15 protein-coding genes, 3 tRNA genes, 3 rRNA genes and 1 pseudogene are annotated in these 26,763 nt (G+C 37.7%); 16 read left to right on the top strand and 6 right to left on the bottom strand.

The window, feature by feature from the left end; translation table 11 throughout:
• Positions 1 to 17: 17 nt before the first annotated feature.
• The 4 genes from addA to dnaA form a co-directional block, all read right to left on the bottom strand.
• On the bottom strand, positions 18 to 3,644 hold the full coding sequence (gene addA, locus D7I46_RS10070; RefSeq protein ID WP_120772764.1) for a helicase-exonuclease AddAB subunit AddA: 3,627 nt from the start codon (positions 3,642 to 3,644) through the stop codon (positions 18 to 20).
• The gene (rexB, locus tag D7I46_RS10065; RefSeq protein WP_120772763.1) at positions 3,637 to 6,927 is read right to left on the bottom strand and encodes an ATP-dependent nuclease subunit B; all 3,291 of its coding nucleotides are present in this window, start codon (positions 6,925 to 6,927) and stop codon (positions 3,637 to 3,639) included. The genes addA and rexB overlap by 8 nt, the downstream gene beginning before the upstream one ends.
• Before the next feature lie 173 nt (positions 6,928 to 7,100).
• Positions 7,101 to 8,243, bottom strand: a complete 1,143-nt coding sequence (gene dnaN, locus D7I46_RS10060) for a DNA polymerase III subunit beta (RefSeq protein ID WP_120772762.1) — start codon at positions 8,241 to 8,243, stop codon at positions 7,101 to 7,103.
• A 155-nt stretch (positions 8,244 to 8,398) separates the two neighbouring features.
• Positions 8,399 to 9,766, bottom strand: a complete 1,368-nt coding sequence (gene dnaA, locus D7I46_RS10055) for a chromosomal replication initiator protein DnaA (RefSeq protein WP_120772761.1) — start codon at positions 9,764 to 9,766, stop codon at positions 8,399 to 8,401.
• Positions 9,767 to 10,154: 388 nt separating this feature from the next.
• Here dnaA and D7I46_RS10050 point away from each other — a divergent pair, with 388 nt between their 5' ends.
• From D7I46_RS10050 to D7I46_RS10000, 11 genes are all read left to right on the top strand, one after another.
• Positions 10,155 to 10,442, top strand: coding sequence for a hypothetical protein (locus D7I46_RS10050; protein WP_223804698.1), 288 nt, complete (start codon positions 10,155 to 10,157; stop codon positions 10,440 to 10,442).
• A gap of 326 nt (positions 10,443 to 10,768) precedes the next feature.
• Positions 10,769 to 12,315, top strand: a 16S ribosomal RNA gene (locus D7I46_RS10045).
• 93 nt (positions 12,316 to 12,408) lie between these two features.
• Positions 12,409 to 12,481: transfer RNA gene (locus tag D7I46_RS10040), tRNA-Ala, on the top strand.
• Between the two features lie 186 nt (positions 12,482 to 12,667).
• Positions 12,668 to 15,566: ribosomal RNA gene (locus tag D7I46_RS10035) — 23S ribosomal RNA — on the top strand.
• Between the two features lie 83 nt (positions 15,567 to 15,649).
• A 5S ribosomal RNA gene (rrf, locus tag D7I46_RS10030) occupies positions 15,650 to 15,764 on the top strand.
• The 16S, 23S and 5S rRNA genes sit together here with 3 tRNA genes alongside, the layout of an rRNA operon.
• A 10-nt stretch (positions 15,765 to 15,774) precedes the next feature.
• Positions 15,775 to 15,845 (top strand) — tRNA-Glu (locus D7I46_RS10025).
• Between the two features lie 37 nt (positions 15,846 to 15,882).
• Positions 15,883 to 15,956 (top strand) — tRNA-Asn (locus tag D7I46_RS10020).
• A 64-nt stretch (positions 15,957 to 16,020) separates the two neighbouring features.
• Positions 16,021 to 16,962, top strand: coding sequence for a tRNA modification radical SAM protein MnmL/YtqA (gene mnmL, locus D7I46_RS10015; protein ID WP_120772760.1), 942 nt, complete (start codon positions 16,021 to 16,023; stop codon positions 16,960 to 16,962).
• Positions 16,963 to 17,096: 134 nt separating this feature from the next.
• Positions 17,097 to 17,900, top strand: a complete 804-nt coding sequence (locus D7I46_RS10010) for a nucleotidyltransferase domain-containing protein (RefSeq protein WP_162930881.1) — start codon at positions 17,097 to 17,099, stop codon at positions 17,898 to 17,900.
• The gene (gene mnmM / locus D7I46_RS10005) at positions 17,872 to 18,465 is read left to right on the top strand and encodes a tRNA 5-(aminomethyl)-2-thiouridylate-methyltransferase MnmM (protein ID WP_120772758.1); all 594 of its coding nucleotides are present in this window, start codon (positions 17,872 to 17,874) and stop codon (positions 18,463 to 18,465) included. Before D7I46_RS10010 ends, mnmM begins: the two co-directional genes overlap by 29 nt.
• Positions 18,466 to 18,722: 257 nt before the next feature.
• The gene (locus D7I46_RS10000) at positions 18,723 to 19,610 is read left to right on the top strand and encodes a GRP family sugar transporter (protein ID WP_120772757.1); all 888 of its coding nucleotides are present in this window, start codon (positions 18,723 to 18,725) and stop codon (positions 19,608 to 19,610) included.
• Between the two features lie 72 nt (positions 19,611 to 19,682).
• On the opposite strand, the gene D7I46_RS09995 is transcribed toward D7I46_RS10000, so the two are convergent.
• Complete coding sequence (locus D7I46_RS09995; protein ID WP_120772756.1) at positions 19,683 to 20,987, bottom strand: serine hydrolase; 1,305 nt, start codon at positions 20,985 to 20,987, stop codon at positions 19,683 to 19,685.
• Positions 20,988 to 21,297: 310 nt separating this feature from the next.
• On the opposite strand from D7I46_RS09995, the gene rpsL reads away from it, so the two are divergent.
• The 5 genes and pseudogenes from rpsL to D7I46_RS09970 all read left to right on the top strand — a co-directional run bounded on the left by rpsL (position 21,298) and on the right by D7I46_RS09970 (position 26,110).
• Positions 21,298 to 21,711, top strand: a complete 414-nt coding sequence (gene rpsL / locus D7I46_RS09990; RefSeq protein ID WP_120772755.1) for a 30S ribosomal protein S12 — start codon at positions 21,298 to 21,300, stop codon at positions 21,709 to 21,711.
• A gap of 18 nt (positions 21,712 to 21,729) precedes the next feature.
• Positions 21,730 to 22,197, top strand: coding sequence for a 30S ribosomal protein S7 (gene rpsG / locus D7I46_RS09985; RefSeq protein ID WP_120772754.1), 468 nt, complete (start codon positions 21,730 to 21,732; stop codon positions 22,195 to 22,197).
• 247 nt (positions 22,198 to 22,444) lie between these two features.
• Positions 22,445 to 24,574 carry an elongation factor G gene (fusA, locus tag D7I46_RS09980; protein WP_120772753.1) on the top strand — a complete coding sequence of 710 codons (2,130 nt, stop codon included), beginning with the start codon at positions 22,445 to 22,447 and terminating at the stop codon, positions 24,572 to 24,574.
• Between the two features lie 153 nt (positions 24,575 to 24,727).
• Positions 24,728 to 25,551, top strand: a pseudogene (purR, locus tag D7I46_RS09975) (pur operon repressor).
• A 58-nt stretch (positions 25,552 to 25,609) separates the two neighbouring features.
• Positions 25,610 to 26,110 carry a DUF2127 domain-containing protein gene (locus D7I46_RS09970; RefSeq protein WP_240424413.1) on the top strand — a complete coding sequence of 167 codons (501 nt, stop codon included), beginning with the start codon at positions 25,610 to 25,612 and terminating at the stop codon, positions 26,108 to 26,110.
• Positions 26,111 to 26,134: 24 nt separating this feature from the next.
• On the opposite strand, the gene lepB is transcribed toward D7I46_RS09970, so the two are convergent.
• Positions 26,135 to 26,761 carry a signal peptidase I gene (gene lepB / locus D7I46_RS09965; protein ID WP_120772752.1) on the bottom strand — a complete coding sequence of 209 codons (627 nt, stop codon included), beginning with the start codon at positions 26,759 to 26,761 and terminating at the stop codon, positions 26,135 to 26,137.
• Between the last annotated feature and the right edge of the window lie 2 nt (positions 26,762 to 26,763).

Raw genomic sequence — 26,763 nt, 5'->3', positions numbered from 1 at the left:
CATTCCTTTCATTACTTTTAATCCAATTGTTCAACGTAAACTTTATCAGGACCACCAAGAAGAATTAAATACTTGTCAATCTGATTGACACCATAGGCCTTTGTCAATGCTTCTGTATATAACTCCATTTGTTCAATATAACGATTTTTTATTTTAGAAATTTCTGTCAACTGTGTAAAGTAATCTGTCTTATAATCAAATAGTATTACTTTATTTTCCAATTTTATAAAACCATCACAAATTCCTCGAACAATATATTGTTCTTTTGCAAATTCATCTGTTCTTAGCATTGAAAATGGAGCTTCTTTTACAGTACTGTCAACGTGTTTAATTAAAAGTTGACCAAGCTCTGTATCAAAAAGCGTTAAAATTTTCGAAATATCCACCTTATCTTTAATTGATTCGTCAAATCCCATTTCATCTAAAGTTGCCTGCAAACTAAACAAATCTGGATGAGCAAAGTCAATATATTGCATGAAACTATGAATAGCCGAACCAATTTGAGCAGCTGTAATTTTCTTTTGACCAAAATCGGAAAAATCAAGTATTTTTGCTCGCACAAATTCACTAACAGGTTTCACAGTTCCTACTTCAAGTTGTTTTTCATAACTTCTTTTTTTCACTTGACTTGGCGTTTGAATACTTGCAAGTTGAGTTGCTGCTATGTTTGGATACTCATAGTTCATAATCTTCTGAGCAACTGCCAACTCTTCTGAGTAAGTCATAATGTCATCAAATTTCAGTGATTCTTCTACTAATTTTTTGAAATTAGGCTGACTCGCAAATTTAGTTTTTTGTTCTTGAAAATCTTCTTTTGTATAAATATTCATTTTCATTGGAAGATTTACTGCTGCTTGTAATCCTAAAATCCAATGTTGAAAACCTCTGTTAGACTTTCTATACTTATCAGAAAGTACACTATGTTCTAGTACAGCCGCTTCATAATCATCAAATGTTGTCTTTTTATCCGTTTCTTTAATTTTCCCTACCATATAAAGTTTCTTTTTAGCACGTGTAAATGCAACATAAAGAACACGCATCTCTTCTGAGAGCATTGTCTTTTGCTTTAATTCTTTATTGACACGATAAGGTAGTGTTTCCATTTTAACAAGAGCATAAGGGAATTCTGTAATGACTTCAGGTTCTTTTTTGAGGTCTGCAACATACTTCATTCCAAGCCCGTTTTCTCGTGTTAAGATGATATTTTCTCTTAAATCTCTATCATTAAATCTGGACTGCAAATTCATCAAGAAAACATAATCAAATTCCAAACCTTTTGATTTATGAAAAGTCATCACCCGAACCGCATTTTGCGGAAGTTTGATGTTTACAGAAGCCAAATCATTATTTTGCTCCATAAATTTATTAATCATTTGGATAAATTTAAACAGGCCTTTATATCCAGAGGATTCATAAGATTCTGCACGAATAGCTAGAGCTTGTAAATTAGCCTGACGCATTTCACCATTCTTTAGTGCACCAACATAATCAAAATAATAGGTTTCTGTGTAAATTTTCCAAAGTAATTCATGAATAGAAATTTGATTGACAAGTTTACGCCATTCTGTAAACTTTTTCGTAAAATCTAATAACTTTTTAGCTAATACCAACGAAATTAAATCAGGTTTAGGGCCTATTTTATCAAGACATATTTTAATTTTCTCCCAAAATCTAACTTCTTTTCCACCTTGTAAACTGATTCGAGTTAATTCATCCTCATTAAAGCTGAATAATGGAGAGCGCAGAAGGGCAACGAGAGAAATATCATAAAGTGGATTGTCAATTGCCCTCAAAACATCAAGCATAACAAGCACTTCCATTGATTTCAAAAAATCAACACGTCCTTCATCCAAAACAACTGGAATATCATAACTGCTCAGAATATCTTCTATTTTATTATTATTCGATTTTGAGCGTACTAAAATTGCAATGTCTTTTGGCTCTATTCCAGATGAAATTAATTTTTGAATCTGTTTTGCAGCACTCTGAATCTCACCATCTGAAATCGTAATATCCGTATCTCCAGATTCTAGATTTGTTTCTAATGAACTTTCTTTATAAAGCAGTAATTCTGGATAAAAAGCCTCTTCCATTTTCTCAGGATAATCACTGATATTTCCTTGAACGAGCTGTTCTTCTAACCCGTAAGTCATCTCACCTAAAGTTTCATCCATCAAATGTTTAAAAATTTGGTTTGTGAAATTTAGGACCTCTCCTCTAGAACGAAAATTTTCTTTTAAACGAATCAATTGATTTGAATTTTCTGATTGACCATAGGACTTATATTTTTCAAGAAAAAGTCCAGGATCTGCTAAACGAAATCCGTAAATTGATTGTTTAATATCACCAACCATAAACAAATTATGTCCATTTGAAAGCAATTCCAACATTCTTTCTTGCGTATGACTTGTGTCTTGATACTCATCAATCATGATTTCATCATAATATTTTCTTAGGTTCTCACGAATATCCGGATTTTCTTCTAAAATTTCTATTGCAAAATGAGCAATATCAGAATACTCAAAAGCATTTTCTTGACGTTTTCTCGTCAAATAATGTTGATAAAAATTAATCACAAATTTTTGTAAATTCTTTGCTACTTCAAAGGCTTCACTCTGATATTTTTCAATTAACTGACTATGCTTTGTCTGATTCACAAAATCCCGCGCAATTCCTGGCTTGCTATTAGAGCCAATAAGCTCTTGTTTGAGTGCAGAAAAATTTTTCTTTAGTTCAGAAATCACTTCATCTTTTGATGAACCCACTCGAATATCAGTATCCAATGATAAAAATAACTCTGAAAAATGTTGGTAGTCTTTCTTACCAAGCAAGTTGACAAGTTCTTCTTTATTATCCAAAATAATCATTGCTTTATCCCGACCAACACCCTTTTTAGCAATGACTCCATTTTCTAAGGAAGTTTCTAATAACTCAAAAAATGACTGTAAACTTTTATTGATATCATCTGTAAAATCTTCTGATAAATCTGTTAATGATTGATAACACTCAAAACCCTTTAAAAACTGATTTTCTAACCACTTTATTGGATGTTCTGTAGCAGATGCAAATCTGTAAACATTGTAAACTACTTCTTGAAAACCGCTAATATTTCTATCTTTTGAAAAATTCTTTACCATTTTCTCAAAATCTTCTTTTGAGATGATAGCAGAAACTTCCTGTTCATTTGCTGGTGTAAGATAATACTCAACTAATTCTTCAAATACATCCTGTTTAAGCAGGTCACTTTCTGTTTGATCTGCTAAAATTCGAAAATGAGGGTCTACATCAATTCGATTAAAGTAATTTTTAACCAATTTTTGTGTAAAGCTGTCCATTGTTCCAATATCAGCAGTTGACAAATTCTGTAAAGCAAGTGTCAACTTCCTTCTTTCATCATTCTTATCTGTATTTTGTCTTGCTTTTTTGATATCTTTTTCTAATCTTGTTTTTAGTTCTGCAGCAGCTTTTTTTGTAAATGTAGAAATAAATAATCGATTAATTTCTATACCTTGTTTAATTTTCTCAACAATTCGCTGTGCCATAACAAAGGTTTTCCCTGATCCTGCACTTGCAGAAACAAGGATATTTTTCCCTGAACTAAAAATTGCTTCCTTTTGTTCTGGTGTTAACTTAATTTCAGTCATTTTCTCCTCCTTTCATTTCTGCTAAAATATCTGCTGCGGATTTTTGTCCAATTTCTCGAGCATCTTTCATATGAATATTTGCTTCAAATCTACAAATTGATTTTAGAGGGCAATATCTACAACCTCGCACACTTCCGCTCTTATCAATTCCTTCTGAACGTTTCATAATTGGATTGATTACAATTTGTCCTTGCCTTAACCTATTGCCAGCTTCTCGATAATGTTGCTCATTTAAGCTTAGAAGTTGCTCAAAAACTTCTTCTGTATAAACATTATTTTTCTTAATATTAATACTATCAATTTGTTTAATATCATCAATTGCATCTTCTAAAAGCAGTCCTTCATAACGCATAGATTGATTCAAAAGTTGAGCAATTTCATTCAGAGAATTAATTTCTGACAAGTTAATTGGTTGATTTTTAAATTGCAGATAAAGTGCTCCCCAAGCTTGTTGTTCTGGAAAAGCTTTCTTCAAAACATCAAGATAGGTCAAAAATTGTAAACTTAATCCATCGTAAACCTCTTGTAAACTGAATTGATGGGCACTAGACTTATAGTCAATTGCACCAATTTTAGTAGCTAATTCATCAATTCGGTCAATTCGACCACGAAGAGAAATTTCATCAACATCAAAGTATCCTAACTCACTTTTTGGTAAACCAAAACTACTTTCTGTCAGTAAAGTTTTTATTCTGTCAGTACTGATAGAATTTTTCAAGACAACAGCTGTTTGACGAACAATTTCTTCTAGATTACTCCAGGTAAATCGTGCTGTTGCACCTTGTGTAAAATATCGTGAATAATCTTTGTCAACTTCATGTAAAACATCTGTCAACCTCTCATCAAAATTATCTTTTGATAAATCTGGTAAATTCATTAGTTTCTCAAATACTTCATGAAAAAAATTACCTACAATTTTTGAATTAATATCTACACTTTCAAAAGTTTCCAAGCTAAGTGTATTTTCTAAAAAATATTGATATTCACAGTTATAAAACCGTTCAAAACTACTGACAGAGGCATATATTTTGTCAGAATAAATTTGTTCCACTGTATCAGTTTCAAGATTTACACTATCAATATCTTTATCTAAATTTAAAAGTAATTTTTTGAAGTTAGGATTAGACTTAACTAATATCCTAAAAAGACTTGACCAAAAAGTTTTCTTGTCACTACTTACAGCATCTGCTTCTAATAATTCTCGCTCAATTTTGCCCATCATCGCAATCACAGCACGATTATTTCCAATATGCTCTATCGTTTCCTCCAGATTTACAGTTCTAATTTGATGCACAATTGCTTTATCTGAATGTTGAATAAATAGTTGAAAAATAGATGAAAGTTCCCCTTGCTCATTGGATATAATTTGTGGCATTGACAGCACTAAATGTTCTTTTGCTGAATTAATTAATGATAATACTGTAAACATATTTTTATGATAGTTTACAACATTAAGCTGCTCAATAAATTGATTTTCTGCAGTTGTACTGTTAATCTCTGCCCTTTCCTCATCTGATAGAAGCGTTGAATTTTGCTTAACTCGTGGAAAGTTCATTTGACTTAAACCAATAGCATAAATATACTTATTCGTTTGCGGTTCAACAAGTTCATAATCTTTCACATTGACTACATCAACGTTTGCGGGGATTTGACGGTATTTTGCTGCTTTCAATCCAGCTAATAGAATATCTAAAAAATCTAAAACTTTCATTTTTTGTTCAGAGAACACTGATGAAAACTCTGTCAGTACTGACAGAAGTGATTTCCAAACCTGCTCATGCTTATCAGCAACTTCATGAGCATTTTCATATTCTGATTCATTGTAGAGTTCATTTATCCGATGAATCACATTTCCTTTTTCCAAAAAAATCTGTAAATCTGAAACCCATTTTTTCCCTGTTTTTGCTGAGTTACTCGTTAAAAATTCTTGTAAAGGTGACGATTGCCCTAGCAATTTTTCGCGTAATTTTTCAACTGAAGTTAAGTGAGTAAATTCTTTTTCATCAAAAATTGTAGAATATCTTTTACGACCTGAAATTTTAAATTTCTGTACGTAATATTCAAACTGATCAACACAATCTTGTGTAAAGTTCAGACAAGTGTAAACTTTACTTTTTAAAAGATTTACAACATCATCTGTACGATAATTATTTTTCTTGATTGCATATAAACTTTCAAAAAATACAATAAGAGGATGCTGGCTCATGGCTTCCTCCTGAGCATAGAAAAAAGGAATATCATAAAGCTCAAATGTCTCTTTTATTGCAATTTCATAGGCTGCTAAATCCCCAACTAACACTGTAAATTCTTTGAAAAATGCACCATTGGTGATTTTCTTGCGTATTTCTTTTGCAACACGCTCAATTTCAACATTTTGATTTTCAGCTTCCCAAATAGCAAACGAATGAGCATCATTTTCAGACAACTGAATCGTCTGATCAGTAATAACAAAACGTTCTTCTTGCTCAACTAGCTTTGTCAACTTACTGTAAACTTTATTTACATTATTTTTCTTTAGTATCTGTATATCAGCCGAAAATTTTTCTCTAAAACGTTCAATCATCTGCACAGCATTGACATAGATAGTTTCTGAAAAATCGAGAGCTTCCCTTTGTTCTGCATAAGTTCCTATAATGAAATTTGCAACTCGTTGCTCTACTGACTCAATAAACAACTCTTCTTCTGCGGAAAATCGAGTATAACCATCAACAATAATTACACTGTTTCGTAATTGACTATCAAATTCTCCATTGTTTACAAGTTCTGTAAACTCTCCAAACTCTGAATAATTAGCATAATTTTTCGATAATTCCTCTTCAAATCTTGATAATATTTTTTTTAATTCTTGATTTTTAGAATTATCTGGCAAATCGTCAGCTGCCAGATTAGCTGTCAGTAATTCTGAGCGTAAATTAGTTAACATTTCCAAAAATCCAGTCGAATTTTGCTGTGAAAAATAAAGTGGCAATTCTTCTTTAGAAAAACTTCTCATAACACGTCGAAAAAGCATTGATAGTCCAGCTTGACTCAATTCCACCTTATCTAATCCATGTTCTTTTTTATCAAAATAATAAGGAAGTTGCTTAAAACGAGTAACAAGCAAATCAAATACAGCAGCATCCTCACCTTCAGATAATCGCTCTAATATTTCTTTTTCTTTTTCAAATGACATTGACGAAGGTACAATGTAATAGATTTTACGACCAGTTTCTAATTCCTTGACTGCTCGCTTTAAAAGCCCCGCTGTCAAATCTTGTGTAATCTCAGTATATAAAATTTCCATAAAAATAGACCCAACTTTCGTTAAGTCTATTATATCAAAAAGCAAAAATTCAGCGTATCATAGCTCTTATTTCTAAAAAACAATAATATCTCAGTTTTATAACATCTTTTATGCTCTAACATTTTGTCATTACTGATAAAAAAATGTCAGTAAACAAACTTACTGACATTTTTTTAATTCGTACGAACAGGTGTAATGAGCTGAACAAATCCACTTTCATCATTTTTAGGTTGCAAAGTAAATGGTCGAACATTTGAAATGAAGCGTACACGTACTTCAGGAACTTTAACTACTTTCAAAGCATCAATCAAATATTCGGGATTAAAACTGATTGCAATATCTGCACCCTCTTTTGATAAAGCCGTTAATTCTTCATGAACCGAACCAACTTCTGGAGAATTTGCAGTTGTCACAACACTGTCACCAGTAACTGTAAGTTTAACTGTACCATTAGTTGTCATAACAGTCAAAAGTCGCGCCCGATCCATCGTATGGCGAAGTTCTGCTACATCAAATACCAAATCTAAAGTATAATCTGACTCTTTCGGTATCAAACGATTAGTATCAGGGTAAGAACCCTCAATCAAACGGCTGTAATAGCTAATTGTTTCATTTTGAAATAACATTTGGCTACCACTAATAAAGATTTCAATTTCTTCTTCATCATTAGTAAAAACATTTTTAAAACTATTGATTGACTTACTTGGTAAAATAACATCAAATTTTAAATCTGTTTGTTCTAAAGGTAATAGACGTTGACTCATCCTATGAGAGTCTGTAGCAACTGCTTTCAATTCTCCCGTAGGTAAAATTTCTAAATGAACACCTGTAAAAATTGGACGATTTTCTTGTGTACTAACAGCAAATACTGTTTCACTAAAAATTTCTTTTAAAGCTTTAACTTTTATTTTTAATGATTCACCTTGTGAAATTTCTTGTAAATGAGGATAAATTTCAGCATCCAAACCTTTTAAAGTAATCTCAGATTTACCAGAAGTTAAAACAACTTGTTTTTGCTCCTTTTCAGTAAATTCTAAAGTTACCTCAGGTAACTGACTAACTACGTTTTCAAAGAAGGCAGCCTCTAACAAGACAGAACCTGTGTTAGAAATAAACATATTAGCATCTTTATTGTCAGCTGGCAAAAAATTTTTTATAGAAATTTGCCCATTTGAACCAATAAGCGTTATCCCTTTATCTTCAACTTCAATTTTCAACTTTGTTAAAGCAGGAATTGTAACTTTTGAACCAATGGCTTGTTTTGTAATCCTTAGTGCATTTTGAAAAGCATTTTTATTAATTGAAAATTTAATCATGGCACTCCTTTATTATTATTTTTATAAATTTATTAGTAATAGTAGTAGGTCTTGTGGATAATCTGCATAACAGAAATAATCAAGAGTCTGAAAGCTTTTTGCTTGTGTATAACAAGGGAATAAAGTTTTTATAAGTCTCGAAGTTTTCCACAAGCTTAAAATTTACGTTTTATACTATCAATATCTTTTTGAACCTCTATATCTGTTTTCATTTTATCAGAAATCTGCCTATAAGCATACATTACTGTCGTGTGATCACGCCCTCCAAAGGCAGTACCAATTGCCGGAAGACTTGTACCTAAAAGTTCACGAACAAGATACATTGCAATCTGTCGGGGAAAAGCGATTTCTTTAGGACGCTTAGGTCCTACTAAATCAGAAAAAGAAATATGATAGTAATTAGCTACTTCATCTTGAATCTTTTTAATTGTAAGATTGGATAAAGACTGTTGCGTTGCATTTTTTAGAGAACGTAGAGCCTGACTAGCTGTTTCAATGTCTACCACCGTAATGCCATTAGCTTTAGCGACAAACTCAACTCGATTTAAGGCGCCTTCAAGTTCACGAACATTAGAGTCAATTTGTCCAGCAATATAACTCAGAGTTTCACTAGGAAATTCTAAACGACTAGATTCAGACTTAATGAGAAGAATAGCCATCCGAGTTTCATAATCTGGAGCAGTAATATCTGTCGTTAAGCCCCAAGAGAAACGACTCACCAGACGTTCTTCCAAATTATTTAATTCCTGAGGAATTCGGTCAGAAGTTAAAACGATTTGAGCACCTTTATCATACAAAGCATTGAAAGTGTTGAAAAACTCTGTCTTGGTACCTTCTTTATCACTAAAAAATTGCACATCATCAAGTAGAAGTAAATCAAGATTACGATATGTATTTTCGAAATTTTCCATTTGATTTTTACGAGTAGCATTAACATAGTCATTAACAAAGTTCTCAGAAGAAACATATTTGACTTTAGCTGTCGGATTGTCTTTTAAGATTTCATTACCAATGGCGTGCATCAAATGAGTCTTACCAAGTCCAGCTCCACCATAAATAAAAAGGGGATTATAAGTGTCACCAGGTTTATCTGCAACAGCGACAGCTGCGGCAAGTGTCCAACGGTTACCAGGTCCTTGAACAAAATTTTCAAATATATATTTTTCATTTAATCCATTAGCAATAGGTACTGTAGTAATGGTTTCAGAAGATGTTGCTTCCGCAACATTATCTTTAGATGTCAATTTATTCAACTCATTACTTGAGAGCTCATCTTTAGCATAGAGAGAATAAGTAAGTGGGCGTCCAAAAATTTCGAATCCAGCAGTAGTGATTAAATCACTCTGTTTCCTCCAATAATCTTTTTTCATCCCACTATCTAATAAAATGTTAACGACATCTTTTTCAATACTTAATAATTGCGCAGGTTCAATAAAAAATTCAAAAGCTTGTTGTCCAATATTTTGATGTGCTAACTCAGTGACTCTGTCCCAAAATTTTTGATTCTCAGTTAGGAGAGACATAATACTCCTTTACATAGTTTGTTGATAACTTATTATATCATTTCGAAATCTATTTTTCCACAGTCTGTTTAAATAAAAAAAATAAAGTTTTCCACTGTTAAAATAAGTTATTCACAAATTTGTGGAAAGTGTGGAAAATAGGGGTTTCTTTTTTATTTAAAGCAAGAATTTATAAGGTTTTTTAGAGTTTTCCACAAGTGATAAAAAGAAATAAAATGTGTATCAATCTTGTGGAAAAGAAAAAGTCGATAAAAATAATCCACCGAATATTTAAAAATTAAAAACAATAATGGGGATATTTTATAAAATGGAAAACATCAAATCTCAAATTTATATTTATCATAGTTTCTACTTATAATAATAGATAACAAAAAAGCATCGCCAACGGTTGATAGATGAAATCCGTCATAGTCAAGCGAAAAAACGAGGCTTTGACCAATTAGGAGCGGTAGATATCTATGAGTATTCGGATGTCATTTCGTCACACGGAGAGACCCCGGAAAGTGCACTTGTATTTAATCACCTTCTAGCAGAGGTGTATGAGTGCCTTCGTCCTCATTACCAAGAACTTCTCGTTCGCCAAATGCGAGGCGAAGAACTGACACGTATGGAGCGCTATCGGCTCAAAGAAAAAATTAAATCTATTCTTTTTGATTTAGATGACTCGGAAGAATAAAAAGGAAGTTCCCTGCTAGCTACAGGGGCTTCTTTTTTGGGTACATTTCATTCAGAAAGCGATAGAGATTATAATGAAGCGGATACAAGGGGAGTAGAAAACGAACAAAGGTAAAAAAAGGTCTGGAAGTCGTGATAAAATTCTTGACAAAGGAAGTGGTGTTTGATAGAATATAATAGTTGTCGCGAGAGAGGGAAGCCGCTCAAGCGAATAGACCCTTGAAAACTGAATAAAGAAGAATGACTCATGTGATGTAGTAAGATACATCAAAAAATCTGTCAATCAATAATGAAAGACAAGCCAGTCACTACGGTGACTTAAATACTTTATTTGAGAGTTTGATCCTGGCTCAGGACGAACGCTGGCGGCGTGCCTAATACATGCAAGTTGAGCGCTGAAGGAAGGTACTTGTACCGACTGGAAGAGCAGCGAACGGGTGAGTAACGCGTGGGGAATCTGCCTTTGAGCGGGGGACAACATTTGGAAACGAATGCTAATACCGCATAACAACTTTAAACACAAGTTAAAAGTTTGAAAGATGCAAAAGCATCACTCAGAGATGATCCCGCGTTGTATTAGCTAGTTGGTGAGGTAAAGGCTCACCAAGGCGATGATACATAGCCGACCTGAGAGGGTGATCGGCCACATTGGGACTGAGACACGGCCCAAACTCCTACGGGAGGCAGCAGTAGGGAATCTTCGGCAATGGACGAAAGTCTGACCGAGCAACGCCGCGTGAGTGAAGAAGGTTTTCGGATCGTAAAACTCTGTTGTTAGAGAAGAACGTGTGTGGGAGTGGAAAATCCATGCAGTGACGGTATCTAACCAGAAAGGGACGGCTAACTACGTGCCAGCAGCCGCGGTAATACGTAGGTCCCGAGCGTTGTCCGGATTTATTGGGCGTAAAGCGAGCGCAGGTGGTTTATTAAGTCTGGTGTAAAAGGCAGTGGCTCAACCATTGTATGCATTGGAAACTGGTAGACTTGAGTGCAGGAGAGGAGAGTGGAATTCCATGTGTAGCGGTGAAATGCGTAGATATATGGAGGAACACCGGTGGCGAAAGCGGCTCTCTGGCCTGTAACTGACACTGAGGCTCGAAAGCGTGGGGAGCAAACAGGATTAGATACCCTGGTAGTCCACGCCGTAAACGATGAGTGCTAGATGTAGGAAGCTATAAGTTTTCTGTATCGCAGCTAACGCAATAAGCACTCCGCCTGGGGAGTACGACCGCAAGGTTGAAACTCAAAGGAATTGACGGGGGCCCGCACAAGCGGTGGAGCATGTGGTTTAATTCGAAGCAACGCGAAGAACCTTACCAGGTCTTGACATCCCGATGCTATCCTTAGAGATAAGGAGTTACTTCGGTACATCGGTGACAGGTGGTGCATGGTTGTCGTCAGCTCGTGTCGTGAGATGTTGGGTTAAGTCCCGCAACGAGCGCAACCCCTATTACTAGTTGCCATCATTAAGTTGGGCACTCTAGTGAGACTGCCGGTGATAAACCGGAGGAAGGTGGGGATGACGTCAAATCATCATGCCCCTTATGACCTGGGCTACACACGTGCTACAATGGATGGTACAACGAGTCGCGAGACAGTGATGTTTAGCTAATCTCTTAAAACCATTCTCAGTTCGGATTGTAGGCTGCAACTCGCCTACATGAAGTCGGAATCGCTAGTAATCGCGGATCAGCACGCCGCGGTGAATACGTTCCCGGGCCTTGTACACACCGCCCGTCACACCACGGGAGTTGGGAGTACCCGAAGTAGGTTGCCTAACCGCAAGGAGGGCGCTTCCTAAGGTAAGACCGATGACTGGGGTGAAGTCGTAACAAGGTAGCCGTATCGGAAGGTGCGGCTGGATCACCTCCTTTCTAAGGAATAGTTACAAAGACGTGAGCATTCAACTTTATTCAGTTTTGAGGGTTTAGTTAATAAACCTAAGCAAGAATCAAATTCTTGATTGTGGGGCCTTAGCTCAGCTGGGAGAGCGCCTGCTTTGCACGCAGGAGGTCAGCGGTTCGATCCCGCTAGGCTCCATTAAGATAGGAAGGGCGGTCCGCTTGCGGAAAGTTCAGTTATCTTATTGTCAACGAAGACATAAAAATAGAATTGAACATTGAAAACTAAATAACAATATCTAATAACGATAAATAAACCGAAAAGCTGTGAATTTTAAAGAATTTACAAACTTATACTTGAAAAACGATGATTTTAAATCATCATGGCAAAGTTAATAAGGGCGCACGGTGGATGCCTTGGCACTAAGAGCCGAAGAAGGACGTGACTAACGACGATATGCGACGGGGAGCTGTAAGTACGCTTTGATCCGTTGATTTCCGAATGGGGAAACCCAGCTGCTACTAGCAGTTATTCATGAGTGAATACATAGCTCATGTAAAGGTAACGCAGAGAACTGAAACATCTAAGTACCTGCAGGAAGAGAAAGTAAAAACGATTTCGTAAGTAGCGGCGAGCGAACGCGAAGAAGGGCAAACCAAGAAGCTTGCTTCTTGGGGTTGTAGGACTGCAACGTGGACTTAAGCATTATAGTCGAATAACCTGGGAAGGTTAATCAAAGAGGGTAATAATCCCGTAGACGAAATAGCGCTTATACCTAGCAGTATCCTGAGTAGGGCTGGACACGCGAAATCCAGTTTGAATCCGGGAGGACCATCTCCCAACCCTAAATACTCCTTAGTGACCGATAGTGAACCAGTACCGTGAGGGAAAGGTGAAAAGAACCCCGAGAGGGGAGTGAAATAGCACCTGAAACCGTGTGCCTACAAGAAGTTCGAGCCCGTTAATGGGTGAGAGCGTGCCTTTTGTAGAATGAACCGGCGAGTTACGTTATGATGCGAGGTTAAGTTGAAGAGACGGAGCCGCAGCGAAAGCGAGTCTGAATAGGGCGTTTTAGTATCATGATGTAGACCCGAAACCTAGTGACCTATCCATGAGCAGGGTGAAGGTGTGGTAAGACGCACTGGAGGCCCGAACCAGGACACGTTGAAAAGTGTTTGGATGACTTGTGGATAGCGGAGAAATTCCAAACGAACTGGGAGATAGCTGGTTCTCTCCGAAATAGCTTTAGGGCTAGCGTCGAAATGTAAGTGTATTGGAGGTAGAGCACTGTTTGGGTGAGGGGTCCATCTCGGATTACCAATCTCAGATAAACTCCGAATGCTAATACACATGTTCGGCAGTCAGACTGCGAGTGCTAAGATCCGTAGTCGAAAGGGAAACAGCCCAGACCAACAGCTAAGGTCCCAAAATATATGTTAAGTGGAAAAGGATGTGGGGTTGCACAGACAACTAGGATGTTAGCTCAGAAGCAGCTATCATTCAAAGAGTGCGTAATAGCTCACTAGTCGAGTGACCCTGCGCCGAAAATGTACCGGGGCTAAACATATTACCGAAGCTTTGGATTGATATTTTATCAATGGTAGGAGAGCGTTCTTAACCGCGAAGAAGGTATACCGTGAGGAGTGCTGGAGCGTTAAGAAGTGAGAATGCCGGTATGAGTAGCGCAAGATAAGTGAGAATCTTATCCACCGTAAGACTAAGGTTTCCAGGGGAAGGCTCGTCCGCCCTGGGTTAGTCGGGACCTAAGGCGAGGCCGAAAGGCGTAGTCGATGGACAATAGGTTGATATTCCTATACTAGATATAATAGTGATGGAGGGACGCAGTAGGCTAAAGGATGCCAGTTAATGGATTCTGGTCTAAGCAGTGAGGTGTGAGATGTGTCAAATGCATTTCTCTTTAACATTGAGCTGTGATGGGGAAGTTTCTACGGAAACGAACTCCTTGATGTCACACTGCCAAGAAAATCTTCTAGCGTTAAATTATATCTACCCGTACCGCAAACCGACACAGGTAGTCGAGGCGAGTAGCCTCAGGTGATCGAGAGAACTCTCGTTAAGGAACTCGGCAAAATAGCCCCGTAACTTCGGGAGAAGGGGTGCTGGTGTAAAAGCCAGCCGCAGTGAATAGGCCCAAGCAACTGTTTATCAAAAACACAGCTCTCTGCTAAACCGCAAGGTGATGTATAGGGGGTGACGCCTGCCCGGTGCTGGAAGGTTAAGAGGAGGAGTTAGCGTAAGCGAAGCCCTGAATTGAAGCCCCAGTAAACGGCGGCCGTAACTATAACGGTCCTAAGGTAGCGAAATTCCTTGTCGGGTAAGTTCCGACCCGCACGAAAGGCGTAATGATTTGGGCACTGTCTCAACGAGAGACTCGGTGAAATTTTAGTACCTGTGAAGATGCAGGTTACCCGCGACAGGACGGAAAGACCCCATGGAGCTTTACTGTAGTTTGATATTGAGTACCTGTAAGTCATGTACAGGATAGGTAGGAGCCATTGAAATAGGGACGCTAGTTTCTATTGAGGCGTTGTTGGGATACTACCCTTGACTTATGGTTACTCTAACCCGCTGGCAATATCGGCCAGGGAGACAGTGTCTGACGGACAGTTTGACTGGGGCGGTCGCCTCCTAAAGAGTAACGGAGGCGCCCAAAGGTTCCCTCAGATTGGTTGGAAATCAATCGTAGAGTGTAAAGGTATAAGGGAGCTTGACTGCGAGAGCTACAACTCGAGCAGGTAGGAAACTAGGGCTTAGTGATCCGGTGGTACCGCATGGAAGGGCCATCGCTCAACGGATAAAAGCTACCCTGGGGATAACAGGCTTATCTCCCCCAAGAGTTCACATCGACGGGGAGGTTTGGCACCTCGATGTCGGCTCGTCGCATCCTGGGGCTGTAGTCGGTCCCAAGGGTTGGGCTGTTCGCCCATTAAAGCGGCACGCGAGCTGGGTTCAGAACGTCGTGAGACAGTTCGGTCCCTATCCGTCGCGGGCGTAGGAAATTTGAGAGGATCTGTCCTTAGTACGAGAGGACCGGGATGGACCTACCGCTGGTGTACCAGTTGTTCCGCCAGGAGCACGGTTGGATAGCTATGTAGGGAAGGGATAAGCGCTGAAAGCATCTAAGTGCGAAGCCCACCTCAAGATGAGATTTCCCATTCGTAAGAATTAAGAGCCCAGAGAGATGATCTGGTTGATAGGCTGGAAGTGGAAGCCCTGTGAGGGGTGGAGCGGACCAGTACTAATCGCTCGAGGACTTTACCAAGAGAGTCAAATATAAAATGCTTATGGTTTAGGAGTTAGAAGAATTGTTATTTAGTTTTGAATGTTCAAAGTAACATTTAATGATTTGGTCATCATTGCGATGGAGATACACCTGTTCCCATGCCGAACACAGCAGTTAAGTCCATCTACGGCGGAAGTACTTGGGGTTGCCCTCTGGGAGATAAGCTAATGGCCAAGTTAATATATATGGTCCGTTGGTCAAGGGTTAAGACACCGCCTTTTCACGGCGGTAACACGGGTTCGAATCCCGTACGGACTATATTTTCAAGACTCGGTTTTACCGAGTTTTGTGTTATTGCGGATTAGCTCAGTTGGTAGTAGCGCATGACTGTTAATCATGATGTCGTCAGTTCGAGTCTGACATCCGCAGCTTTGTAGGGACCTTTGTGGTCTCTTTTTTGTGTTATAATTGTTGCTATGTGGCGAGGTTAGTAATGGAAAAACGATATACAACATGGAATGAGTATTTAAGATTAAATTTTGGTGAAAAAATATTTAAAGTCCCTATTGATGCTGGATTTGATTGCCCTAATAGGGATGGAACTGTCGCTCATGGTGGCTGTACTTTTTGCACGGTTTCGGGCTCTGGAGATATGATTTTGGAGCCGGAGGCACCGATTGCGCAGCAGTTTGAGGCGGAAGTGGTTCAATTTCATAAGAAATGGCCTGGGGTTAAGAAATATATTGTATATTTTCAAAATTTTACAAATACACACGCACCTGTTGAGATTTTGCGTGAGCGTTTTGAAGTGGCAGTATGTCAACCTGATGTGGTGGGGATTTCGATTGGAACACGTCCAGATTGTTTGCCTGAGGAAGTGGTAGATTATTTGGCGGAATTAAATGAGCGAATGGAGGTTTGGATTGATCTCGGCTTACAGACGACATATGAGGAAACATCAGATTTAATCAATCGTGCTCATGATTATGTAACTTATGTTGATGCTGTGAAACGTTTGAGGGTTCACGGGATTAATGTTTGTACACATTTGATTAATGGTTTGCCGGGTGAAACTTCTGAAATGATGGTTGAAAATGTGAGACGTATGGTATTGGATTCAGATATTCAAGGGGTAAAATTACATTTACTGCATTTAATGAAGAATACACGTTTGCAACGAGATTATCATGCCGGAAAATTACAACTCATGTCTCGAGAGGAATATGTGAAAGTGATTTGTGACCAGCTAGAAATGATTCCTAAGGAAATTGTTATTCATCGTTTGACTGGAGACGCACCACGTGATTTGATTATTGGTCCGATGTGGTCTTTGAAAAAGTGGGAAGTTTTGAATAGTATTGATGCTGAAATGGAACGACGAGGCTCAGTACAAGGCTGTCGTGATATTCGGGTGTCAAATGATGTGACTTTTTAGAAAATTTTCTAAACTAGTGTTATGTTATATTGTTTGGAGGAAAGATTTTTTTGAAATATGGTTTGTAGCCTAAATATCAGGCACTTTTCTATGTGATAAATCGTATAATGAATCCAAGTGATGAGGTGGTTTTAATGACTGAAACGGATTGGCGTGAGCAGTTAATCTTTGAATTAACTGAAGAATGCTCAAAAATTAATGGGATTTTAGGAATGTTTCTAGGTGGTTCATTAGCAAGTGGTGGTGCGGATGAATTTTCGGATGTGGATTTACGATTACTGATAGAGCATGGTGTAAGTAAGTCTGAATTTTTGTCAGTGCTGACAAAAAGAGAGGATTTGCTGTTTATCGAAACTCTGACGGAACATTATGCCGTTTTACATTTTGAGCATTTTGTTAAAATTGATGTGTTTGTTTATTTTCTTGAAGAGTTGTCACCGTCAGTCTGGTTAAGGAAAATCAAAATTTTGATGGATACGAATGATTTTTTATCAGTACTGACAAGGCGGTCAATGAGTGAAAAATTTCAACTTACTCAAGAAGAATTTGATTTTTATCTAGGAAAATTTTACGCTTATGTTCATGAAATTTTCAGGAGGAGTCAACGTGAAGAATGGAACTATGCGCAGGAGTGCGGTATTTATCTAAAAAATATCCTCTGTACTTTTTGGTATATAGCGTTGGGGGAACAGCCTAATAGTCTAGGAAATTGGTCAAAGTACGAGGGGAAGCGGTCAAAATTGTCGTTAGAGCAGCAGAACTGGCTAGTTAAATATACTTCGGTAAGCAATGTTCAAAACTTTTTGACGGAAGTTACTGAGCGGGCTTTTTCAGTGCTGACAGAAATTGGTGAGCGATGGAAAGTGGATTTTGATGATGAAAAATTTAGAAAAGTGGTAGAGAAAGTAGATGTTAAAAGCTTTAGCAATGGCACATAGCTGCTTGGAAGAGATTATAAAACCTAACGATATTGTGGTGGATGCAACAATGGGAAATGGCTATGATACGCTGTTTCTGTCAAATTTGACGGATAATATTTTTGCTTTTGATGTGCAAAATGAAGCAATTGAAGCGACTGAAAAAAGATTATCTTTTGCCGGAAAAAATGTTATCAAAATTTCGGATTTCGAAAATGAAAAGTTACTGACAGAAAACCCGTCAGTAAAATTAATTTTAGATGGACATGAAAACGTTCGTAAGTATGTCAAAAAGCCGATTAAGGCTGCAATTTTTAATTTGGGTTATTTACCAAAAGCAGACAAAACAGTCATTACAAAGCCTGATACAACACTGACAGCTTTGTCATCACTAACAGAACTGTTGGTTACTGGTGGTAGAATCGCTCTTATGATTTATTATGGTCATGAGGGTGGAGAGAAGGAAAAAAATGCGGTTATTCATTGGGTTTCTACCCTTAATCAAAAGACTTGGGACGTTTTTACCTATGGTCCGCTCAACCAAGTTCATACTCCACCGATTTTAGTGATTTTGGAAAAGAAATAGTTTAATTTTCCATTTATAAATAGAAAAAAATTTCCGTGAGATTAACTAAATTCTGAATATTTATACGTTCTAGAATGCTTGATTTTTCCAAAAAATAGTGTAAAATGAAAAAATGCTGTTTTAAACTATATCGCAAAAAAATTGAAATAAAAAGTTGCATTTTATAGATTGTGAAACATTAAATAGAGTAAAGCAGATATAAAAATAATATAAGAAAGCTTGATTTATAGGGCTTTTCTCTTAGAAAAGGTGAAATTATGCAAGGAGTTCTGCTTGCGCTTGTTCCAATGGTCGCATGGGGTTCAATTGGTTTTGTCGCAAACAAATTTGGTGGCAATGCCAAACAGCAAACGCTTGGGATGACGCTTGGCGCATTTGTTTTTGCACTTATTGTTTTCTTGTTCCGCCAGCCACATTTAACATGGCCAATCTTCTTGATTGGATTTATCGGAGGATTGATTTGGTCAATCGGCCAGTTTGGTCAGTTTAACTCGATGAAATATATGGGAGTATCTGTGGCCAGCCCACTTTCTTCGGGTACGCAGCTTGTACTTGGCGGTTTGATTGGTGTTTTCGCTTTTCATGAATGGACAAAACAAATTCAATTTATTCTTGGATTCATTGCCATGATTGTTTTGGTAATTGGTTTTTATTTCTCGGCGAAAAGGGACCCTGAAAATACTGTAATTCATGAACATCATAATTATGGTAAAGGCTTGATGTGGTTGACTTATTCTACTTTGGGTTATGTGGCTTATGTTATTTTGTTTAATAATCTGTCAGCACTTTGGTTCAACATACATTTCGATACATTGACCATCATTTTGCCAATGTCATTGGGAATGATTGTTGGCGCTATTGCTATGGGTGGTGGTAAAATCAAACTTGAAAAGTATGTTTTTCAAAATATGATTGTTGGTATTATGTGGGGCATCGGAAATATCTTTATGTTGATGGCAGCTAGAGAAGCAGGAAATGCAATTGCTTTTTCATTTTCGCAACTTGGGATTATCATTTCGACAATTGGAGGAATTCTTTTCCTAGGAGAAAAGAAAACCAAAAAGGAGTTGGGTTATGTGGCGATAGGTATGATTCTTTTCGTCGTTGGTGCTCTATTGCTTGCTGTTGTTAAGTCAAAAGGTTAAAAATACTATAAGAAAACTCTGTCAGTATGCTGACAGAGTTTTTAGTTACTGACAATATTTCTGTCAGTAAAATTATAATTTCTCATTCACAAAAATGACGAAATGATTCCAGAAAACCTTGAGTGGATTGCTCTTTTCTACATCATTTTTAGCAATGAGTGAAAATTGAGCTGTCGAACTTCCTGGAAGGTAGCCAAGCTTATCCTTGAGTGAAGCAGACACTGTAACAATCTTTTGTCCCTTTGTAACGGGTGCTTCGATTGTTTTAGTTTTTTTCTGACTGTATTTGATAGATAAAGATTTTAAATCAGCGCTTCCATCAGTAGCAAAGGGAACTACAGGATTGATTGTTTCTCCTGCGACAAGGTTAACAGATTTCTGTTTTCCGTCAGTCAAAGAAATTTTGTCGAAATCTTTTATCGCTTTCCCCTTTTGAGTAAGACTAGCTGTGCACCAATGTCCATAGACGTAATTCATTAATTGATTAGTAAGAGTAAAAGGAGTTGAATTATCAACAGCGGGATTATCTGCATCTAAGATAACTGTAATGATGCGAAAACCATTTTGGGTTGTTGTACCAGCAAAACAGTCAATTTGAAAGCTAGTTGACCCTGTCTTCAGACCATCAACCCCTGCGCGTGAGTTTGTAAACCCTTTAAGCATCTGATTAGTATTAGTAAGGGTGGTTTGTGTTTTCCCACCAGCATCAAAGGGAAGCTGCACTTGTTTGGTAATATCTAAAACTTGAGGATAATCTTTGATGAGATGATAAGAAAGCACAGCTACAGCTTTAGCGCTCATTGTGTTCGTGGCTGTGTTACTTGAATCAGGATAAATATGTCCATTCAAATCATCATTTGGAAGTCCTGAAGCATTGACTAGATGTGTGTCGTTAATGCCCCAAGCTTTCATTTGAGCGGTCATCATATCTACAAACTTTGGTTCAGAACCAGCAACTTTTTCAGCAAGTGCCACAGCAGCAGAGTTCGCTGAGGGGATTAAAAGAGCGTTCATGAGGTCTTTGACGGTATAGGTTTCGTCTTTAGCAAGTGGAATATTGCTTGCATTACTATTTTGCGTTAAATCATAGGCATATTGAGAAATTGGCACTTTAGTTGTCCAACTGAGTTTCCCTTCAGCAATATCTTTATAAACGAGATAAGCAGTTAAAAGCTTAGTTACTGAGGCAATTGCTGTGCTTGAATCATCTGCATTTTGGGCATATAAAATCTTTCCACTAGAAGCGTCAACCGCAATTGCAGATTTTGCAGCTACGGAAAAATTATTACTAGAAGGAGTAGCGGCGCTGACAGAAATACCTGTTAGCACTGACAATGCTGTCAGTAAGGTACAAAGAAGAATTGCAATTTTTTTCATGCCTTGATTATACCAAAAAAAGCAAGAAAGCCCAAGATAATCACAATAAATATATTTTGTCAGCCTATTAACATTAAAAAATTGATTGACAATTTCAAAAAAGAATGATATTATATTAAGCGGTACTTTTTACTTTGGACTCTCAGGAGAACTTGTTAAAGTTGCTAAACTTCTTGTCAGAACTTGGCTTAAGCGACCATATACTGACGCAAAAATTGCTCGAAAGAGCAGCCAATAAAAAGAAAGGAATGCTTTTGTATTTCTCATCGCTTCGCAACTATGTGGAAAAATACAAAAAGCAGACAGTAAAATGCCTACAATTAATCAATTAGTACGCAAACCTCGTCAAGCTCAAGTGACTAAATCTAAATCACCAGCTATGAACGTTGGCTACAATAGCCGTAAAAAAGTACAAACTAAACTTGCCAGCCCACAAAAACGTGGTGTTGCAACTCGTGTTGGTACAATGACACCTAAGAAACCTAACTCAGCGCTCCGTAAGTTCGCTCGTGTACGTCTTTCAAACCTTATGGAAGTTACAGCATACATCCCAGGTATTGGACATAACCTCCAAGAACACAGCGTTGTGCTTCTTCGTGGTGGACGTGTGAAAGACCTTCCAGGGGTACGTTACCATATTGTTCGTGGTGCGCTTGATACTGCTGGTGTGTCTGACCGTAAACAAAGCCGTTCTAAATACGGTGCTAAAAAACCAAAAGCTTAAGAAGGGAGATAAGTAAGAATGCGTAAAAATCGTGCCCCAAAACGTGAAGTTTTGGCAGACCCAATGTATAATTCAGTCGTAGTAACTCGTCTTATCAACCGCGTTATGCTTGATGGTAAACGTGGTGTTGCGGCTCAAATCGTTTACGGAGCTTTCAAACAAATTGAAGAAGCTACTGGAAACAATCCACTTGAAGTTTTTGAAACTGCTATGGAAAATATCATGCCAGTTCTTGAAGTTCGCGCGCGTCGTGTTGGTGGCTCTAACTATCAAGTTCCAGTTGAAGTTCGTCCAGAACGTCGTACAACACTTGGACTTCGTTGGTTGGTAACAATTGCTCGTAACCGTGGTGAACACACTATGCAAGATCGTCTTGCAAAAGAAATCTTGGATGCAGCTAACAACACAGGTGCAGCAGTTAAGAAACGTGAAGATACTCACAAAATGGCTGAAGCTAACCGTGCGTTCGCTCACTTCCGTTGGTAATTTTAATTTGGATGTCGGAAATTCTTGTTCTCTCCTCACTTACGTACCTCAGTACGCTTCGTTTGGTCAAACGCTACGAATTTCTCTAGCCAAATCAAAATAGCAGCCTGTCACAAAAGACTAAAGAACTCCGGGCTGGGCTCCTGCCCGCTCGGGTTTATTTTATCTTTTAATGAAAAATTTGTTAAAATGGTAGTTGAGGAAACTCATCACCTCTCAATGCTAAATAAAAATATAGGAGAAAAAAATGGCTCGCGAATTTTCACTTGCTAATACACGTAATATCGGTATCATGGCCCACGTCGATGCTGGTAAAACAACAACAACTGAACGTGTTCTTTACTACACTGGGAAAATCCACAAAATCGGTGAAACTCACGAAGGTGCATCACAAATGGACTGGATGGAGCAAGAACAAGAACGTGGTATCACCATCACATCTGCTGCAACCACTGCTCAATGGAAAGGTAACCGTGTCAACATCATTGACACTCCAGGTCACGTTGACTTCACTATTGAAGTACAACGCTCACTTCGTGTCCTTGACGGTGCTGTGACTGTTCTTGATGCTCAATCAGGTGTAGAACCACAAACTGAAACAGTTTGGCGTCAAGCGACTGAATATGGAGTTCCACGTATCGTTTTTGCTAACAAAATGGATAAAATCGGTGCTGATTTCTACTACTCGCTTTCTACTTTGGGCGATCGTTTGGGTGCTAATGCACACCCAATCCAAATTCCAATTGGTGCAGAAGATGATTTCATCGGTATTATTGACTTAGTAACTATGAAGTCTGAAATCTATACTAATGACCTTGGGACAGATATCAAAGAAACAGTTGTTGGTTCAGATGAATTTAACGCTGAATTGGCATCTTTGAACTTCAACGCTGAAGAGTACACAGAACTTGCAAACGAGTGGCGTGAAAAACTTATCGAAGCGATTGCTGACTTTGATGAAGTAATTATGGAAAAATACTTCTCAGGTGAAGAAATTACGGAAGCAGAACTTAAATCAGCTATCCGTAAAGCAACAATCAATGTTGATTTCTACCCAATGCTTGCAGGTTCTGCCTTCAAGAATAAAGGTGTTCAAATGATGCTTGATGCAGTTATTGACTACCTTCCAAGTCCACTTGATATTCCTGCAATTAAAGGTGTGAACCCAGATACAGATGCAGAAGATGAACGCCCAGCATCAGATGAAGCTCCATTTGCTGCACTTGCATTCAAGATTATGACTGACCCATTCGTTGGACGTCTTTCATTCTTCCGTGTTTACTCAGGTACACTTGATGCTGGTTCATACGTTATGAATACTTCAAAAGGTAAACGTGAACGTATCGGACGTATCCTTCAAATGCACGCTAACACACGTAAAGAAATTCAAACTGTTTATGCTGGCGATATTGCCGCTGCTGTTGGATTGAAAAATACAACAACTGGTGACTCATTGACAGATGAAAAAGCACCAATCATTCTTGAATCAATAGAAGTTCCAGAACCAGTTATCCAATTGATGGTAGAGCCTAAAACTAAGGCTGACCAAGATAAGATGGGTGTTGCCCTTCAAAAATTGGCTGAAGAAGATCCAACTTTCCGCGTTGAAACAAACCCTGAAACTGGTGAAACAGTTATCTCTGGTATGGGGGAACTTCACTTGGACGTTCTTGTTGACCGTATGAAACGTGAATTCAAAGTTGAAGCAAACGTTGGTGCGCCTCAAGTTGCTTATCGTGAAACATTCCGCGCTGGAACTTCAGCACGTGGATTCTTCAAACGTCAATCAGGTGGTAAAGGTCAATACGGTGACGTATGGATTGAATTCGCACCTAATGAAGAAGGTGCTGGATTTGAATTTGAAAACGCAATCGTCGGTGGTGTTGTTCCTCGTGAATTCGTACCAGCCGTTGAAAAAGGTTTGGTAGAAACTATGGCTAATGGTGTCCTTGCTGGATATCCAATGGTTGATATCAAAGCTAAACTTTATGATGGTTCATACCATGATGTCGATTCATCTGAAACGGCCTTCAAAGTTGCGGCTTCACTTGCAATGAAAGAAGCTGCTAAGACTGCACAACCTGCAATCCTTGAACCAATGATGAAAGTTACGATTACTGTTCCTGAAGAAAATCTTGGAGATATTATGGGTCACGTGACTGCTCGTCGTGGTCAAGTTAACTCAATGGAAGCTCACGGTAAATCACAAATCGTTAATGCTTTCATTCCACTTGCTGAAATGTTTGGATATGCGACAACACTTCGCTCATCTACACAAGGTCGCGGTACTTTCATGATGGTATTTGACCACTACTCAGATGTACCAAAATCTATTCAAGAAGAAATCATTGCTAAAAACGGTCGTAACGCTGACTAAGCTTTGAGTTAATAAAAAAGAAAACCTGTCAGTACTGACAGGTTTTTTTGCATAATCATCAGTACTGACAGAAATTTAAGTTTCACATGAAACTTGAATGTTCGGAAATTGCGTGCTATAATGAACATATCAAGCAAGAAAATGGTGAAAATCATGAAAAGAAACGAACGTTTAGTCGATTTTACAAATTTTTTAATTAATCACCCTAATAAAATGCTTAATTTAAACGAATTAAGCAAGCATTATGAAGTTGCAAAGTCGTCTATTTCAGAAGATTTAGTGTTTATTAAACGTGTTTTTGAAAATCAAGGTGTAGGAATTGTGGAAACTTTTCCTGGAAGTTTAGGTGGTGTACGCTTTACTCCATATATATCTGACGAACGTTCACGAGAGATGACAGAAGAAATTGCTGAGCTTTTGCGTGAGGAAAACCGCATTTTACCTGGAGGTTATATCTATCTTTCGGATATTTTAGGTTTACCATCAAATTTACGCAAAATCGGTCAAATTATAGCTCATGAATATCATGATAAGCAGGTTGATGTCATTATGACGATTGCAACAAAAGGAATTCCAATTGCTCAGTCTGTTGCTGAAATCTTAGATGTTCCATTCGTTATTGTTAGGCGAGACCCTAAAGTTACAGAGGGTGCAACGCTAAATGTGAATTATATGTCAGGTTCAAGCTCACGAGTTGAAAACATGACTCTCTCTAAACGTAGTCTTTCTATTGGTCAAAATGTGTTGATTGTTGATGATTTTATGAAAGGTGCAGGAACGATTAATGGAATGAAGAGTTTGGTTCATGAATTTGATTGTTTTCTAGCGGGAATTGCAGTTTTTCTTGAAGGACCATTTAAAGGGAGCGTCTTGTTGATGATTATAAATCTATTCTTAAGGTGGATCGTATTGACATTGCTAACCGTACGATTGATGTAAAATTAGGCAATATTTTTGATGAAAATGAACCAAAATAATCCGCTAAAGAGGAATTAAAAGTACTGACAGAATTCTGTCAGTGGTGATGGGGTGGTTGTGAATATAAAAAATAGCAATCAAAAAAAAGAAGAAAAAATTATTGAGAAAAGTTTTGATATTGTTTTACTGCTAAAGAGTATTTTTGCAATTGTTGAAATTATTGGCGGTATTGCAATGCTCTTTATGACTCCAGAGCGCGTGAACAATGTCGTCCATTGGTTTTCAAAAGGTGAATTACACGAAGTTCCCAACGATTTTTTCATCAATCTCATTGTTAATTTTGGACATCATTTCACAGCAGGAACACAATACCTTGCTGCAGTCTACTTACTGTCGCATGGCTTGATAAAAATAATCGCTTTATTTCTTTTATGGAGAAAAATTTTGTGGTCCTATCCTCTGTCAATAGTAGTCTTTCTTGGTTTTATTATTTATCAGCTCAATGAATTTGCTACTCGCCATTCAATTTTTATGATTTTAGTTTCGATTGTTGACGTGATAATGATTGTGCTTACCGTCCTTGAATATCGCAATTTAAAGCATAAAAAAAAATACTGACAAAATTTTTGTCAGTATTTTTTATCAGTTAATGAGAGAAATTTTATTGAGAGGCCATATTCTAAGTTTTGCCTCACCAATAATTGCAGAGCGTTTAAATGTCCCGACAGCCCGACTATCTTGAGAAACAACCCGATTGTCACCAAGTAAGAAATATTGACCATTAGGTACAGTAACGGTGAAAACAGGATTTCCAGTACTATCCACTGTGAAAGCTTTCGTATTTTGAGCTAAACTAACGAAAAAGTTTCGACTTTGTGAGGTAAGTGCATCAGTCAAAGGATAAGCAGCATATGTTTTTTCTAACTTCCCATCTTTTAGTTGCTGTTGAAAATTTTGGAGATAAGGTTCTTTATAAATTTTATTGTTGATTGTGAGTTGATCATGATCAAATTTTATCACGTCACCTGGCATACCTATCACTCGTTTCACTATATCCTTAGTTTCGCCATTATTCGTTTCTTTTGCAACAACAATATCAAAGCGATTGATCTGAGAAGTTTTGACAATGACCATACGCTCACGGTCAGCAAGTGTCGGATCCATTGAATGTCCGTCAACAACGACTAGAGACCAGACAAAAATACGAGAGAGAACAACTACAATGATAATCGCGAGAAATAATCCCCACTCTTTTAAAAATTTTTTCATGA

It is taken from the genome of Lactococcus allomyrinae, assembly GCF_003627095.1.
Classification (GTDB): Bacteria; Bacillota; Bacilli; order Lactobacillales; family Streptococcaceae; genus Lactococcus; species Lactococcus allomyrinae.
This window is presented reverse-complemented; position numbering and strand designations above follow the sequence as displayed.

Coding starts and splice junctions, on each gene's coding strand:
- addA (WP_120772764.1), bottom strand. CDS start 3,644: ATGACTGAAATTAAGTTAACACCAGAACAAAAGGAAGCAATTTTTAGT.
- rexB (WP_120772763.1), bottom strand. CDS start 6,927: ATGGAAATTTTATATACTGAGATTACACAAGATTTGACAGCGGGGCTT.
- dnaN (WP_120772762.1), bottom strand. CDS start 8,243: ATGATTAAATTTTCAATTAATAAAAATGCTTTTCAAAATGCACTAAGG.
- dnaA (WP_120772761.1), bottom strand. CDS start 9,766: ATGTCTCTCCTAACTGAGAATCAAAAATTTTGGGACAGAGTCACTGAG.
- mnmL (WP_120772760.1), top strand. CDS start 16,021: ATGGAAAAACGATATACAACATGGAATGAGTATTTAAGATTAAATTTT.
- D7I46_RS10010 (WP_162930881.1), top strand. CDS start 17,097: ATGACTGAAACGGATTGGCGTGAGCAGTTAATCTTTGAATTAACTGAA.
- mnmM (WP_120772758.1), top strand. CDS start 17,872: ATGTTAAAAGCTTTAGCAATGGCACATAGCTGCTTGGAAGAGATTATA.
- D7I46_RS10000 (WP_120772757.1), top strand. CDS start 18,723: ATGCAAGGAGTTCTGCTTGCGCTTGTTCCAATGGTCGCATGGGGTTCA.
- D7I46_RS09995 (WP_120772756.1), bottom strand. CDS start 20,987: ATGAAAAAAATTGCAATTCTTCTTTGTACCTTACTGACAGCATTGTCA.
- rpsL (WP_120772755.1), top strand. CDS start 21,298: ATGCCTACAATTAATCAATTAGTACGCAAACCTCGTCAAGCTCAAGTG.
- rpsG (WP_120772754.1), top strand. CDS start 21,730: ATGCGTAAAAATCGTGCCCCAAAACGTGAAGTTTTGGCAGACCCAATG.
- fusA (WP_120772753.1), top strand. CDS start 22,445: ATGGCTCGCGAATTTTCACTTGCTAATACACGTAATATCGGTATCATG.
- lepB (WP_120772752.1), bottom strand. CDS start 26,761: ATGAAAAAATTTTTAAAAGAGTGGGGATTATTTCTCGCGATTATCATT.